Genomic DNA, 13,732 nt, shown 5'->3' with positions numbered 1-13,732 from the left:
ATGGTGCATCCGGGAGGATTCGAACCTCCGACCGCTCGGTTCGTAGCCGAGTACTCTATCCAGCTGAGCTACGGATGCATTGAGAAATCGTTTTGCAGGGGATAAATCAGACAACCAGGAAGTGCCAGGAATTAACGCATCTCGCTTTGAGGTGCCTTGCCCATATCCTGAGATATGGTGCATCCGGGAGGATTCGAACCTCCGACCGCTCGGTTCGTAGCCGAGTACTCTATCCAGCTGAGCTACGGATGCATAGATAATTCTTGTACAACGCAGGGTGCTAACAACTCACCGAGAAAGGAACGACTCTTTCACTTACTTTCGCATTTTCCAGATGGTGCATCCGGGAGGATTCGAACCTCCGACCGCTCGGTTCGTAGCCGAGTACTCTATCCAGCTGAGCTACGGATGCATCGGAAAATGGCGGTGAGGCGGGGATTCGAACCCCGGATGCAGCTTTTGACCGCATACTCCCTTAGCAGGGGAGCGCCTTCAGCCTCTCGGCCACCTCACCTTACGCGTTCTTGCGAACCGTGCTTCTGAACTTTGTTTCCGCTCATCGGCACTGCGTGGCGCACATATTACTTTCCCGCACTTATAAGTCAAACAATTTTTCCCGCCGCCTGATCGTTTGCACAAATGACGCTCAATTGGGGTAATTTGCCGACAAAAAGAGTGAATTATCAACAGTAAAAGCAGGCAAGCGGGAAAATAATCAGAAAAACGAAGCGGGAATAAAAAAGAAGAGGTGCGGGAAAGCGGTCGCGCCTCGCAAAAAGCTGCGAGGCGCTGAATCCGTTAGTAACTCGTTTGCTGAGTTTTTTCGGCCTGAATGCGCTGATAAATCTCTTCGCGATGCACTGAGACCTCTTTTGGCGCGTTCACACCGATACGAACCTGGTTACCTTTCACTCCCAGCACCGTTACAGTCACCTCATCGCCAATCATGAGGGTTTCACCAACTCGACGAGTTAGAATAAGCATTCTTTGCTCCTTGAAAGATTAAAAGAGTCGGGCTCTGTTCGGGCTCCCGGCATTATCCATCATTTAACGCTGAACATTGACTATGACAAATACACCAATGTACGTCGCTACGCCAATACATTCTGCTGATAGTTAGTTTAGCCGAAATACACTACATCGACCTGACTTTGTCATTACCTGATGCACATCGTATTAAAAAGCGCCGGAACCTCAGTCCCTGGCGCTTTTCACGATGCATTGTTCTATTTTGTTACAGACGGCTGTTGACCCAGTTTTCAACGCCCGCCAGCGCGCCTTTCAGCGCCTGCGCATCGGTACCACCAGCCTGCGCCATATCTGGACGCCCGCCGCCTTTGCCGCCGACCTGCTGCGCCAGCTCGCCCACCAGCTCGCCCGCTTTTACGCGGTCAGTCAAATCTTTGGTCACGCCCGCGATTAACGACACTTTTCCTTCCGCTACGGTCGCCAGCACAATCACCGCCGAACCCAGCTGGTTTTTCAGGTCATCGACCATGGTGCGCAACATTTTCGGCTCAACGTTGCTCAGCTCGCTTACCAGCAGCTTCGCGCCCTTGATGTCGATAGCCTTACTGCTCAGCGAAGCACTTTCCAGAGCGGCCTGCTGATCGCGCAGCTGCTGCAGCTCTTTCTCTAGCGCACGCACGTGATCGACCAGACCGCGCACTTTATCATTCAGATTGCTGCTGTTGGCTTTCACCAGCTGCGCGATCTCGTTCAGCTGGCTGCTCTGCGCATAAACCTGCGCCAGCGCGCCCTCGCCGGTTACAGCTTCGATACGACGTACGCCTGCGGCGGTACCGGACTCGCTCAGAATGCGGAACAGGCCGATATCGCCAGTACGCGCTGCGTGCGTGCCGCCGCACAGCTCGATGGAGAAATCACCCATGGTCAGCACGCGCACGCGCTGATCGTATTTCTCGCCGAACAGCGCCATCGCGCCCTTGCCTTTGGCTGCGTCAATATCCATTACGTCAGTTTCAACCAGCAGGTTGCGACGAATCTGCGCGTTGACGATCTCTTCGACCTGATGAATTTCCTGCGGTTTCATCGCTTCGAAATGTGAGAAGTCGAAACGCAGGTATTTATCGTTGACCAGAGAGCCTTTCTGCGCCACATGTTCGCCAAGAACCTGACGCAGCGCCGCGTGTAGCAGATGCGTTGCGGAGTGGTTCAGACGAATGCGCGCGCGGCGCGCTTCATCAACCTGCGCCTCAACGCGATCGCTGATACGCAGATGACCTGTTGTCAGCTTACCGATATGGCCAATAGCCTGGCCATATTTTTGTGTATCCTGAACGCTAAATTCAGCATTCTTCCCTTTCAACAGGCCCGTATCGCCTACCTGGCCGCCAGATTCACCGTAAAAGGGCGTTTCATCCAGTACCACAACCGCTTCCTGGCCTGCAGCGACCTCTTCTACCGCGACGCCGTCAACGTAGATCGCCTTAACGGTAGCCGTCAGGTCAAGCTGGTCATAGCCTTTAAAGGCTGAAGCCGCGTCGATACTGATGACGTTGCTGTAGTCAGCGCCGAAACCGCTCGCCTCGCGCGCGCGCTGGCGCTGCTGTTCCATGGCTTTTTCAAAGCCCGCTTCGTCAATTTTCAGGTTACGTTCACGGCAGACGTCAGCCGTCAGGTCAACCGGGAAGCCAAAGGTATCGTAAAGACGGAAAACGGTCTCGCCATCCAGCGTATCGCCCTGCAGTTTCGCCAGCTCGTCGTCCAGCAGCGTCAAACCGCGCTCCAGTGTTTTAGCGAACTGCTCTTCTTCGGTTTTGAGTACGGTTTCTACCTGGCTCTGCTGACGCTTCAGATCTTCGCCCGCGGCGCCCATTACCTCAACCAGTGGGGCAACCAGTTTGTAGAAGAATGCCTCTTTCGCACCCAGCATATTGCCGTGACGAACCGCGCGACGAATGATGCGGCGCAGTACGTAACCCCGGTTTTCGTTAGACGGAATAACGCCGTCGGCGATCAGGAAGGCGCAAGAGCGGATATGGTCGGCGATAACGCGCAGCGATTTATTGCTGAGATCGGTTGCGCCGGTCACTTCGGCTACCGCTTTGATCAGTTTTGCGAACAGATCAATTTCATAGTTGGAATTGACGTGCTGCAGCACGGCGGAGATACGCTCCAGTCCCATGCCGGTATCAACCGACGGCTTCGGCAGCGGCAGCATGGTGCCGTCCGGCTGACGGTTGAACTGCATAAAGACGATATTCCAGATCTCAATATAGCGATCGCCATCTTCTTCCGGGCTTCCCGGCGGGCCGCCCCAGATGTGATCGCCATGATCGTAGAAAATTTCGCTGCAGGGACCGCAAGGGCCGGTATCGCCCATCTGCCAGAAGTTGTCAGAGGCGTAAGCGCTGCCTTTGTTGTCGCCGATACGGATAATGCGCTCGCGCGGTACGCCGATATCGTTGGCCCAGATGTCGTAGGCTTCGTCATCGGTCTCATATACGGTAACCCACAGACGCTCTTTCGGCAGAGCGAACCAGGTTTCTCCCGTCAGCAGTTCCCAGGCATAAGCAATCGCCTCTTTTTTGAAATAGTCGCCGAAGCTGAAGTTGCCCAGCATTTCAAAGAAAGTGTGGTGACGTGCGGTATAGCCGACGTTTTCCAGATCGTTGTGCTTGCCACCGGCGCGCACGCAGCGCTGCGACGTGGTCGCACGCGAATAGTCGCGCTTGTCCTGGCCGAGGAAGACATCCTTAAACTGGACCATGCCGGCGTTGGTGAACAGCAGCGTCGGGTCGTTATTCGGTACGAGGGAGCTGCTGGCTACAACCTGATGTCCCTTGCTATGGAAAAAGTCGAGAAACGCTTGACGGATCTCAGCAGTGCTCTTGCTCATATATATCCTGGAATCACGCTAACGAAAGTTCCGTTCTGTCAGACAAGCCGCATCCGCGCAGCTTTCCGTTCAGTGGAACAAAAAAGTGGGAATAAGATAAATTTTCTTCACAGGGAAGTAAAACCCCGCGCGGCTTTCAGTCGTCAAAATTTCTGAAAACGGCCTGAATATCCTCCATGAAAAAGCCTTTTGACTGCAAATAACGCTGAACTTTCGCTTTGGCCTTCCACTCCGTTGGCAAAGGGAGGCCAAATTTGCGCTCCGCCAGCTGCGCGGCGCAGGCGCTCCAGTCAATTTCACAGGCTTCCATCGCGATATCAATTTCAGGGCGCGCCACGCCTTTCTGTCCCAGCTCCAGCCGGATGCGCTGTGGACCATATCCTTTGCGGCTGCGGCTCTGGATAAAGCGTTCGGTAAAGCGCGCCTCATTGAGCCAGCCATTTTCCTGACACCAGCCGATCACTTTATCCAGCTGCGCGTCGGTGATGATTTCAGGTTCACTCTGCTGGATAAATGCCGCGCGCTGCACTGACTGCTGTAGTTTTCTGCGCAGCTCCGCTTCACTGTGATCGCGCTGCGCCAGAATGCGCATAGCGCGATCGAGCAGACGTGGAAAAGGGATTTCCCTGGGTTGCGGTTGTTCAGACATAGGACTCACCTTGCTCAATCAGAAGGGAATTATGGCGGCAGAACGGAGAGGAAAGAAAGAGAAGGTCGCTAAAACGAAAAACGGGAGTGGTTGCCCACTCCCGCTACAGGGTTAGAAGTCTTCGTTCGTCTCGCTGGCTGCATCTTCCAGCGCGCCTGCCGGCGCTTCGGCAGCGCCCGCTTCTGCTGCTGCACTGTTCAGCAGCATATCGCGCAGTTTCACATCCAGCTCGTTAGCGATCGCCGGGTTTTCCTTAAGGAAATTGGTGGCGTTCGCTTTACCCTGACCAATCTTGTCGCCGTTATAGCTGTACCAGGCACCGGCTTTTTCGACCAGCTTGTACTTCACGCCCAGGTCTACCAGCTCACCGAAGGTGTTAATGCCTTCGCCGTACATGATCTGGAACTCAGCCTGCTTAAACGGCGCGGCGATTTTGTTCTTCACGACTTTAACGCGGGTTTCGCTACCTACTACTTCATCGCCCTCTTTAATCGCGCCGATACGGCGGATATCAAGGCGAACGGAAGCGTAGAACTTCAGCGCGTTACCGCCGGTAGTGGTTTCCGGGTTACCAAACATCACGCCAATTTTCATACGGATCTGGTTGATAAAGATCAGCAGTGTGTTGGACTGCTTCAGGTTACCCGCCAGCTTACGCATCGCCTGGCTCATCATACGTGCCGCAAGGCCCATGTGAGAGTCGCCGATTTCGCCTTCGATCTCCGCTTTCGGCGTCAGCGCCGCGACGGAGTCGACGATGATAACGTCTACTGCGCCTGAACGCGCCAGCGCGTCACAAATCTCCAGCGCCTGCTCGCCGGTATCGGGCTGCGAACAGAGCAGGTTGTCGATGTCAACGCCGAGCTTTTTAGCGTAAACCGGATCCAGCGCGTGTTCAGCATCGATAAAGGCACAGGTTTTGCCTTTGCGCTGCGCTGCGGCGATAACCTGCAGCGTCAGCGTGGTTTTACCAGAAGATTCCGGTCCATAAATTTCGACGATACGGCCCATCGGCAAACCGCCGGCGCCCAGCGCGATATCCAGTGAAAGCGAACCGGTAGAAATAGTTTCTACGTCCATTGAGCGGTCTTCACCCAGACGCATGATGGAGCCTTTACCGAATTGCTTTTCAATCTGGCCCAGCGCAGCAGCTAAAGCCTTCTGTTTGTTTTCGTCAATTGCCATTTCTACTCCTGACTCATACGGGGGTAAGCACGCTACAAATGCCTGCTCGCTTTCTGTTGCTGCTAATTATACTGTATAGTCATACAGTATCAAGCTTAATTTGCCAAAAAATCGTCCTGTAATGTCTGGAGCGCGAACGCCACGGACTGTCGGCGCACCGACTCGCGATCCCCTTGAAATTGCTGGCGTTTAGCGGTCACTACGCCATCCGGCGCAGCGAAGCCGAACCACACGGTGCCGACCGGTTTTCCCGCGCTGCCGCCGTCCGGTCCGGCAATGCCGCTGACCGACACCGCGTAGTCCGCCTGCGCGGCATGCTGCGCGCCCTGCGCCATCTCACGCACTACAGCCTCGCTCACTGCGCCATACTGCGCAAGCGAAGCCGCTGAGACGCCCACCAGCTCCTGCTTGGCGCTGTTGCTGTAAGTAACGAAACCGCGTTCGAACCAGGCGGAGCTGCCGCTGATATCGGTAAACACCTTAGCAATCCAGCCGCCCGTACAGGATTCAGCGCAGGTAACCGTCGCGCTTTTCGCCTTCAGACGCTCACCGACTGCCGCGCTCAGACGCTGTAATTCCAGGTCATTCATAGCATCTCATCCTTATCTGCTCAGTAAAGAGAACATGGTGCAGAAGCGGAGCATTTTCAACCCATCCGGCATAAAGCCTGCCGCCTTTGCGCATCATCTCTCAGCGTGACGACGCCTTTTTCACCGCTACGATAAAAAGGCGGGGAAAGGCCAGCAAAATGCGACCGTCGGCGCGCGGCATATAAGCCTGCTGCAACACCTGACGATACTGCTCCAGAAAGCGCGGCCGTTCGTCAGGCTCAAGCGCATTAAGAAACGGCCGCAGCCCGGTCGCTTTCAGCCAGTCGACGATCGCCTGCGCGTCGGCCATGATGTGGTAGTAGGTGGTGCGCCAGAGATCCACCTCGCAGCCCGCCTGTGTCAGGAGATCGTAATAGCGCTCGCCGGTGAGCAACTTTTTACGCTCCACTTCGCCGATACGCTGACGCCAGGGATCGCACGCGGCGATTTCACGCATCAGGCGATGCGAAGGCTCCTGCAGATTATCCGGCATCTGTATCGCCAGCGCGCCGCCGCTATCCAGTTGACTCGTCAGATGCGGCAATAGCCTGTCATGCTCGTCAAGCCACTGCAGCGAGGCATTGGCGTAAATCACCTGCTGCGGCTCTGTCGCCCGCCAGCGCCGAATATCCTCCTGGAGGAAAGTACAGCGAGGCACGCTTTCACGCGCCTGCGCCAGCATCGCCTCCGAACTGTCCAGCCCGTAAATCTGTGCGTCAGGCCAGGCGCGCGCCAGCAGCTCAGTGCTGTTGCCCGGGCCGCATCCGAGATCCGTGGCGAAGCGCACATCGGTAACGGGTATGCGCGCCAGCAGCTCCTGCGCAGGTCGCGTTCTTTCAGATTCGAATTGCCGATAGAGTTGAGGATCCCAGTCCTGCATATTTGACCTCTGCGTTAGCTCAAAAGCGTGTCCGAAGCGGAAAAATGCGATGCGTTGCCCAATTTTGCGCGTCGCGGTGGCAAGCGTTCGCGCTGCGCATTAAGTTAAAACAACGTTTCATTTTTCACATTCAGGAGCGTTTATGATCTCGCAACCCGCATTTTCCGGCGTATGGTGCCCCTCCGTTACGCCTTTTACGCAGCAAGGGCAGCCAGATATTGATGCCCTGGGTCGCCATTTTGCCCGACTGAACACGTCAGGCATTAATACCTTACTGCTGATGGGCAGCATTGGCGAATTTGCCTCGCTGACGCAGCAGGAGCGTTTGCTGCTTATTCGCGAAGCGCGCCAGCTCTCGCCCCTCAGCATGGTTGCTAACATCTCCAGCACCTGCGTGCCGGATATGCTGGAGCTGGCCGAGGCGGCCTGGAAAAACGGTTTTGACGCGGTGATGGTGCTGCCGCCCTATTATTATGGGCAAACCCCACGTCAGCTGTTGAGCTACTTCCGCGAGCTGGATAAGCGCATCGGCGGTAAATGGTTCGCCTACAATTTTCCGGCGCGCACCGGCTGCGATCTCAGCCCGGCACTTGTCAGCGAGCTGGCGGCGGAGCTGCCTGGCTTTATTGGCATAAAAGATACGGTTGACTCTCTGTCGCACAACCGCGCGCTGATTGAGGAGACCAGAAAGGTACGCGACGATTTCGCCGTACTTTCGGGCTATGACGAATATCTGGTGCCAAACCTGCTGGCTGGCGGGGCGGGCGTAATTTCAGGTCTGAATAATATTGTGCCGGAACTGTTCGCGGCGGCAATGGCGGCGTGGCACGAGCAGGACCTGGCGGCGCTGGCGTCTATTCAGCAGCGCATCGGCAGAATGATGGCGATTTACGCTATCGGAGAGGATTTTGTTACGACTATCAAAACCGCGGTGTCGCGCCGTTTTGATTCTATGACCAGCCAGTCGCGCAATTACGGCGGTGCGCTTAGCGCTGAGCAGTGCGAGGCGCTTGACCGGCTGTTTGAATAAGAGAGGGATGCGGGTGCAGCGCGCCCGTGTGTTTTATCCGCGTTTTACAAACTCCGACTTCAGCTTCATTGGGCCGAAACCCTCGATCTTGCAGTCGATATTGTGATCGCCTTCCACCAGACGGATCCCCTTAACGCGCGTGCCGATTTTCAGCGTGGAGGAGCTGCCCTTCACTTTGAGATCTTTAACGACGGTCACCGTGTCGCCATCCTCAAGCAGATTGCCGTTGGCGTCGCGCACCACCAGGCGGTCCACGTTACTTTCGCCTTCGCTCAGCGACCAGATATGACCGCAGGCGGGACAGTTAAGATTGTCGCCGTCCTGCCAGCTGTAATCAGCCTGACAAAGGGGACACGCGGGAAGTGATTGCATAACGGCTCCTGAAACAACAGATATGATGACGCTGAGGGCGCCATCATATCCCCTTACTGTTGCTAAGGACAACTGTCAAAACATAGCGCCGCTGCGCGCTTTGCTGACCGCCTCGCCCAGCTGCCATACCGCCATCGCATAGTGGGTGCTGTGGTTGTAGCGGGTAATAACGTAGAAGTTAGGCAAGCCGTACCAGTACTGGTAGCTGGTGCCCATATCCAGGCGCAGCAGGCTGACCTGGTTATTACCGTCCAGAGAGCCCTGCGGAGAGAGGCCGGATGCCGCCAGCATTTGCGGCGTGTAGCTGGTTTTGAAACCGTTCTCCAGCAGCGGCGCCTGACCGCTGGCCGGGACAGCGACGCCCTCCCCGCTGCGCCAGCCATGCTCTTTAAAGTAGTGCGCGACGCTGCCGATGGCGTCTACCGGATCCCACAGATTGACGTGGCCGTCGCCGTTAAAATCCACGGCATACTGCTGATAAGAAGAAGGCATAAACTGGCCGTAGCCCATCGCGCCGGCGAACGATCCTTTCAGATCGAGCGGATCGTCCTCTTCGTTGCGCGCCATCAGCAGAAAGGTTTCCAGTTCGCTGCTGAAGTAGCTGGCGCGGCGCGGATAGTTAAACGAGAGCGTGGCAAGCGCATCCAGAATACGCGTTTTCCCCATTACGCGCCCCCAGCGCGTCTCTACGCCGATAATGCCAACGATAATCTCCGGCGGCACGCCATATACCTGCTGGGCGCGCGTTAAGGCATCCTGATACTGGTTCCAGAAGGCGACGCCGTTTTGTACGTTGTCCGGCGTAATGAACTGCTTGCGATAGCGGATCCACGCCCCGTTAGGCCCGGCTGGCAGCGTATAGGCGGGTGCCTGGCGATCCATCAGACGCAACACGTAATCCAGCCGTTTGGCCTGCCCGATAACGGCATGCAGCTGCTGGCGGTCGAAGCCATGCTTCTTCACCATCTGGTCGATAAACTGTTCGGCGGCCGGATTCCCGGCAAAATCGCCGAGCACTGGCTGTACGGCGTGGGACTGTTCAAGCAGAAAGCCCCCTTTCGGCGCGGCCAGCGTAGCGGCCTGCGTCGCGGATTCAGGTTTACTGCTGCAGGCGGCAAGTAGGGCAATAAGCGGAAATAAGCTGATCTTAAAACGCATTTGATATCCATAAGCATGCAGTGAAGGTAACGAATTATGGTAAACATTCACTCACAGAATGGACAGGGCGAAACGTAAAAATAGCGCCAGAGAAAAATTGCGAACCGGCGCAGGAAGCATCGGCAAAAAGCAGTAATGCCGCACTGTTGGCTGAGAAGCCTCTCGCAAAGTCGCCTGAAAACAGCGATCTGTTCAACACGATGATGAAAGACACGGATAAAGTGCGGTCAGGCCGTGCCCCTTGAGCAGTTGACTCAAGTGCGGCACATCAAGGAAGAGGAATAACTAACGATGAGCGATAATCTCCTTTGCTGGCTGCTGCTGGGCGTGCTGGCGCTCTGCGTCGGCAGCTTTCTCAACGTCGTGATTTACCGTCTGCCACTGATGGTGCTGCGCCCCCAGCCGGGCTTTTCGCTACTGCTGCCCCGCTCTCACTGCCCGCGCTGTAAAACGCGCGTGCGCGCAGGCGACTGCCTTCCTCTGCTTGGCTGGCTGCTGCTGCGCGGCCATTGTCGCCATTGCCGTCTGCCGATCCCCTGGCGTTATCCGGCAACCGAGCTCGCCGCCATGGCGATAAGCCTGCTGCTCGCTCTGTGGCTGCCGTGGAACGGCGTGCTGCTGGCGGCGCTGGTTATGAGCGCATTTGTGCTGGCGCTGTCGCTGATCGACCTGCGTTATCAGTTGCTGCCGGATGCGCTGACTCTGCCGCTGCTCTGGCTCGGGCTGCTGTTTCAGGCGTGGGGGATGCTGCCGCAAGGCGGTCCGGCAGAGGGCATCTTCGGCGCGGCTGGCGGTTATCTGCTGTTCCGGCTGCTGGCCTGGCTCTGGCGCGTATTGCGCCATCAGGAGGCGCTGGGCGGCGGCGATGTTAAACTGCTGGCGGCACTCGGCGCCTGGCTGGGCTGGCGGCCGCTTCCCCTGTTGCTGCTGATCGCCTCCAGTACCGGCCTAATCGCAGTAGTGCTGGCGCGCCTGTTTATGCGGCGTCCGCTGCATCTGCCGTTGCCTTTTGGCCCCTGTCTGGCACTGGCGGGTGAAGCGCTACTGCTCTACAGCCTGAAGTGACGCTGTGGCTGGCCGCTTTTTGCGTAGCGCCTCGCACAGGCTGCTCGTCAGGCAGGATTCCGTTAGGCTTTTGCGCCTCGGCCTGATAACGTCACGCGCGATAACCTGTTTTCGCCCGTCGCTGGTAACGGGCGCCCGGATTCGGGCTGGTCGGGCATCGCCCGGACAGGCGGTGGTAAAGCGGCAGCCTTGATGTTCAGGATGCAACTTTTCATAATGGCTTTCAGACGCAGCTTATCTCACAGCCAGGGCCGCATTATCCCGTGCATCCTCTCTGTTTTAGAAGGGTTTCATCCCTTTACATACGCCAGAACACGCAGTCCGATGCAAGGCTTGCCTAATAACCGAATGATTTAAGAGCTAATTATTTATGAACAAATCAGTCGATAAGGACATCACCGCTCATACGCCCATGATGCAGCAATATCTGCGCCTGAAGGCGGAACACCCTGACATCCTGCTGTTTTATCGCATGGGCGATTTCTACGAGCTTTTCTACGACGACGCTAAACGTGCATCGCAGCTGCTGGAGATTTCGCTCACTAAACGCGGCGCGTCGGCGGGAGAGCCCATCCCGATGGCTGGCGTGCCCTACCATGCGGTGGAGAGCTACCTGGCGAAACTGGTGCAGTTGGGCGAGTCCGTCGCAATCTGCGAGCAGATCGGCGATCCGGCGTTAAGCAAAGGGCCGGTTGAACGTAAAGTCGTGCGAATCGTCACGCCGGGTACCATCAGCGACGAAGCGCTGCTGCAGGAGCGTCACGATAACCTGCTCGCCGCCATCGTGCAGAGTCCGCAGGGGTTTGGTTACGCCACACTCGATATCAGCTCCGGCCGTTTTCGCCTGAGCGAACCGGCGGACGCTGAAACCATGGCCGCCGAGCTGCAGCGCACCAATCCAGCCGAACTGCTCTATCCGGAAGATCTCCAGGCAATGTCGCTGATTGAGCAACGTCGCGGTCTGCGCCGTCGCCCGCTGTGGGAGTTTGAGATCGATACCGCGCGCCAGCAGCTGAACATGCAGTTCGGCACCCGCGATCTGAACGGATTCGGCGTTGAGCAGGCGCATCAGGCGCTGCGCGCTGCGGGTTGCCTGTTGCAGTACGTCAAGGATACGCAGCGCACTACCCTGCCGCATATCCGTTCGCTCAGCATGGAGCGGCAGCAGGACAGCATCATTATGGACGCCGCCACGCGTCGCAACCTGGAGATCACGCAGAACCTCGCGGGCGGCACGGAAAATACCCTGGCGGCGGTGCTGGACCGAACCGTAACGCCGATGGGCAGCCGCATGCTCAAGCGCTGGCTGCATATGCCGCTGCGCGATGCGCAGGTGATTCACCAGCGTCAGGACGCCATCGCCGAACTCCAGCCGCTGTGCGATACGCTGCAGCCGGTGCTGCGCCAGGTTGGCGATCTGGAACGTATTCTGGCGCGTCTGGCGCTGCGTACGGCGCGACCGCGCGACTTGGCCCGTATGCGTCACGCTTTTCAGCAACTGCCGGAGCTAAACGCCTTACTGGCTGACGTCGGGTCCACGGCGCTGGTTCGTCTGCGCGAGCGAATGGGCGAATTCACCGAACTGCGTGAACTGCTTGAGGCGGCGATTATCGAGGCGCCGCCGGTGCTGATCCGCGATGGCGGCGTCATCGCGCCGGGTTACAACGCGGAACTGGATGAGTGGCGCGCGCTGGCGGATGGCGCCAGCGACTATCTGGACAGGCTGGAGATCCGCGAACGCGAAAAGCTCGGCCTCGATACGCTGAAGGTTGGCTTTAACGCTGTTCATGGCTACTACATTCAGGTCAGCCGCGGCCAGAGCGACCATGTGCCTATTCACTATGTGCGCCGCCAGACGCTGAAAAACGCAGAGCGCTATATCATTCCCGAGCTCAAAGAGTACGAAGATAAGGTGCTTACTTCGAAAGGGAAGGCGCTGGCGCTGGAGAAAAGCCTCTACGAGTCGCTGTTCGACCAGCTGCTGCCCCACCTGGAAGCGCTGCAGCTCAGTGCCGCCGCGCTCGCCGAGCTGGACGTGCTGAGCAATCTGGCGGAGCGCGCCTGGACGCTGAACTACTGTCGCCCTACTCTGCAGGAGAAGCCCGGCATCAAAATTACCGGCGGGCGTCATCCGGTCGTTGAACAGGTGCTGAAAGAGCCCTTTATTGCTAATCCACTGTCGCTGGCACCGCAGCGCCGCATGCTGATCATCACCGGCCCCAATATGGGCGGTAAGAGTACCTATATGCGTCAGGCGGCGCTCATCGCGCTGATGACCTGGATTGGCAGCTTTGTGCCGGCGGAAGAGGCGGTCGCTGGCCCGCTGGATCGCATCTTTACCCGTATCGGCGCGGCGGACGATCTCGCTTCAGGCCGCTCGACCTTTATGGTGGAGATGACGGAAACCGCCAACATTCTGCACAACGCCACCGAACATAGCCTGGTGCTGATGGATGAAATTGGACGCGGCACCTCAACCTATGACGGCCTGTCGCTGGCCTGGGCCTGCGCGGAGAGCCTGGCGAACCGCATCAAGGCGATGACGCTGTTCGCTACGCACTACTTTGAACTGACCACGCTGCCGGAGAAAATGGAGGGCGTATTTAATGTCCACCTCGACGCCGTGGAGCATGGCGATACCATCGCCTTTATGCACAGCGTACAGGAAGGCGCAGCCAGCAAAAGCTATGGTCTGGCGGTAGCGGCGCTGGCGGGCGTGCCGAAAGAGGTCATCAAGCGCGCGCGCAACAAGCTGAAGGAGCTGGAAACCCTGTCAAACAACTCGGCCTCCTCAACCATTGACGGCTCGCAGCTGCCGCTACTGGTGGAAGAAACCTCGCCTGCCGTCGAAGCGCTTGAGGCGCTGGATCCCGATACGCTGACGCCGCGTCAGGCGCTGGAGTGGATCTACCGCCTCAAATCGCTGGTGTAAGCGCGCTGG

General features: G+C 57.4%; 11 protein-coding genes and 4 tRNA genes. 3 read left to right on the top strand and 12 right to left on the bottom strand.

What is annotated here, in order from left to right; translation table 11 throughout:
• Window position 1 precedes the first annotated feature (1 nt).
• The 10 genes from EKL29_RS15180 to tam form a co-directional block, all read right to left on the bottom strand.
• Window positions 2-78 (bottom strand) — tRNA-Arg (locus EKL29_RS15180).
• A 97-nt stretch (window positions 79-175) separates the two neighbouring features.
• Window positions 176-252 (bottom strand) — tRNA-Arg (locus EKL29_RS15175).
• Window positions 253-335: 83 nt separating this feature from the next.
• Window positions 336-412: transfer RNA gene (locus EKL29_RS15170), tRNA-Arg, on the bottom strand.
• 9 nt (window positions 413-421) lie between these two features.
• Window positions 422-514 (bottom strand) — tRNA-Ser (locus EKL29_RS15165).
• Between the two features lie 284 nt (window positions 515-798).
• A complete protein-coding gene (gene csrA / locus EKL29_RS15160; RefSeq protein WP_004155916.1) occupies window positions 799-984 on the bottom strand; it encodes a carbon storage regulator CsrA in 186 nt (61 codons plus the stop codon).
• Window positions 985-1,234: 250 nt separating this feature from the next.
• The gene (gene alaS / locus EKL29_RS15155) at window positions 1,235-3,862 is read right to left on the bottom strand and encodes an alanine--tRNA ligase (RefSeq protein ID WP_120454276.1); all 2,628 of its coding nucleotides are present in this window, start codon (window positions 3,860-3,862) and stop codon (window positions 1,235-1,237) included.
• 136 nt (window positions 3,863-3,998) lie between these two features.
• A complete protein-coding gene (locus tag EKL29_RS15150) occupies window positions 3,999-4,511 on the bottom strand; it encodes a regulatory protein RecX (protein WP_271152745.1) in 513 nt (170 codons plus the stop codon).
• 111 nt (window positions 4,512-4,622) lie between these two features.
• The gene (recA, locus tag EKL29_RS15145; RefSeq protein ID WP_120454278.1) at window positions 4,623-5,696 is read right to left on the bottom strand and encodes a recombinase RecA; all 1,074 of its coding nucleotides are present in this window, start codon (window positions 5,694-5,696) and stop codon (window positions 4,623-4,625) included.
• A 95-nt stretch (window positions 5,697-5,791) separates the two neighbouring features.
• Window positions 5,792-6,286: a nicotinamide-nucleotide amidase gene (gene pncC, locus EKL29_RS15140; protein WP_126690106.1), complete on the bottom strand. Its 495-nt coding sequence runs from the start codon at window positions 6,284-6,286 to the stop codon at window positions 5,792-5,794.
• 100 nt (window positions 6,287-6,386) lie between these two features.
• Window positions 6,387-7,166 (bottom strand): trans-aconitate 2-methyltransferase, encoded by a 780-nt coding sequence (gene tam / locus EKL29_RS15135; RefSeq protein WP_126690105.1) that lies wholly within the window; start codon window positions 7,164-7,166, stop codon window positions 6,387-6,389.
• A 142-nt stretch (window positions 7,167-7,308) separates the two neighbouring features.
• On the opposite strand from tam, the gene EKL29_RS15130 reads away from it, so the two are divergent.
• Window positions 7,309-8,196: a dihydrodipicolinate synthase family protein gene (locus EKL29_RS15130; protein WP_126690104.1), complete on the top strand. Its 888-nt coding sequence runs from the start codon at window positions 7,309-7,311 to the stop codon at window positions 8,194-8,196.
• A gap of 33 nt (window positions 8,197-8,229) precedes the next feature.
• Here the strand turns inward: EKL29_RS15130 and EKL29_RS15125 are convergent, their stop codons facing one another.
• Both EKL29_RS15125 and mltB read right to left on the bottom strand, forming a co-directional pair.
• Window positions 8,230-8,568 carry a zinc ribbon domain-containing protein YjdM gene (locus EKL29_RS15125; RefSeq protein ID WP_120454287.1) on the bottom strand — a complete coding sequence of 113 codons (339 nt, stop codon included), beginning with the start codon at window positions 8,566-8,568 and terminating at the stop codon, window positions 8,230-8,232.
• 75 nt (window positions 8,569-8,643) lie between these two features.
• Window positions 8,644-9,726, bottom strand: a complete 1,083-nt coding sequence (gene mltB, locus EKL29_RS15120; protein WP_126690103.1) for a lytic murein transglycosylase B — start codon at window positions 9,724-9,726, stop codon at window positions 8,644-8,646.
• 291 nt (window positions 9,727-10,017) lie between these two features.
• Here mltB and EKL29_RS15110 point away from each other — a divergent pair, with 291 nt between their 5' ends.
• Window positions 10,018-10,791 carry an A24 family peptidase gene (locus EKL29_RS15110; RefSeq protein ID WP_120454291.1) on the top strand — a complete coding sequence of 258 codons (774 nt, stop codon included), beginning with the start codon at window positions 10,018-10,020 and terminating at the stop codon, window positions 10,789-10,791.
• 370 nt (window positions 10,792-11,161) lie between these two features.
• Entirely contained in the window at window positions 11,162-13,723 is a 2,562-nt protein-coding gene (gene mutS / locus EKL29_RS15105) for a DNA mismatch repair protein MutS (protein ID WP_126690101.1), read from the top strand.
• Window positions 13,724-13,732 lie beyond the last annotated feature (9 nt).

This window comes from Pantoea sp. YU22 (assembly GCF_003970755.1).
GTDB classification, from domain to species: domain Bacteria; phylum Pseudomonadota; class Gammaproteobacteria; order Enterobacterales; family Enterobacteriaceae; genus Pantoea; species Pantoea piersonii.
Note: the sequence above shows the minus strand (reverse complement) of the source record. Positions and strands in the feature narration are given on the sequence as shown.

Excerpts from the sequence above, each read along its gene's own strand:
- csrA (WP_004155916.1), bottom strand. The coding sequence starts at position 984 with ATGCTTATTCTAACTCGTCGAGTTGGTGAAACCCTCATGATTGGCGAT.
- recA (WP_120454278.1), bottom strand. The coding sequence starts at position 5,696 with ATGGCAATTGACGAAAACAAACAGAAGGCTTTAGCTGCTGCGCTGGGC.
- EKL29_RS15130 (WP_126690104.1), top strand. The coding sequence starts at position 7,309 with ATGATCTCGCAACCCGCATTTTCCGGCGTATGGTGCCCCTCCGTTACG.
- alaS (WP_120454276.1), bottom strand. The coding sequence starts at position 3,862 with ATGAGCAAGAGCACTGCTGAGATCCGTCAAGCGTTTCTCGACTTTTTC.
- EKL29_RS15125 (WP_120454287.1), bottom strand. The coding sequence starts at position 8,568 with ATGCAATCACTTCCCGCGTGTCCCCTTTGTCAGGCTGATTACAGCTGG.
- mutS (WP_126690101.1), top strand. The coding sequence starts at position 11,162 with ATGAACAAATCAGTCGATAAGGACATCACCGCTCATACGCCCATGATG.
- EKL29_RS15150 (WP_271152745.1), bottom strand. The coding sequence starts at position 4,511 with ATGTCTGAACAACCGCAACCCAGGGAAATCCCTTTTCCACGTCTGCTC.
- mltB (WP_126690103.1), bottom strand. The coding sequence starts at position 9,726 with ATGCGTTTTAAGATCAGCTTATTTCCGCTTATTGCCCTACTTGCCGCC.
- EKL29_RS15110 (WP_120454291.1), top strand. The coding sequence starts at position 10,018 with ATGAGCGATAATCTCCTTTGCTGGCTGCTGCTGGGCGTGCTGGCGCTC.
- tam (WP_126690105.1), bottom strand. The coding sequence starts at position 7,166 with ATGCAGGACTGGGATCCTCAACTCTATCGGCAATTCGAATCTGAAAGA.
- pncC (WP_126690106.1), bottom strand. The coding sequence starts at position 6,286 with ATGAATGACCTGGAATTACAGCGTCTGAGCGCGGCAGTCGGTGAGCGT.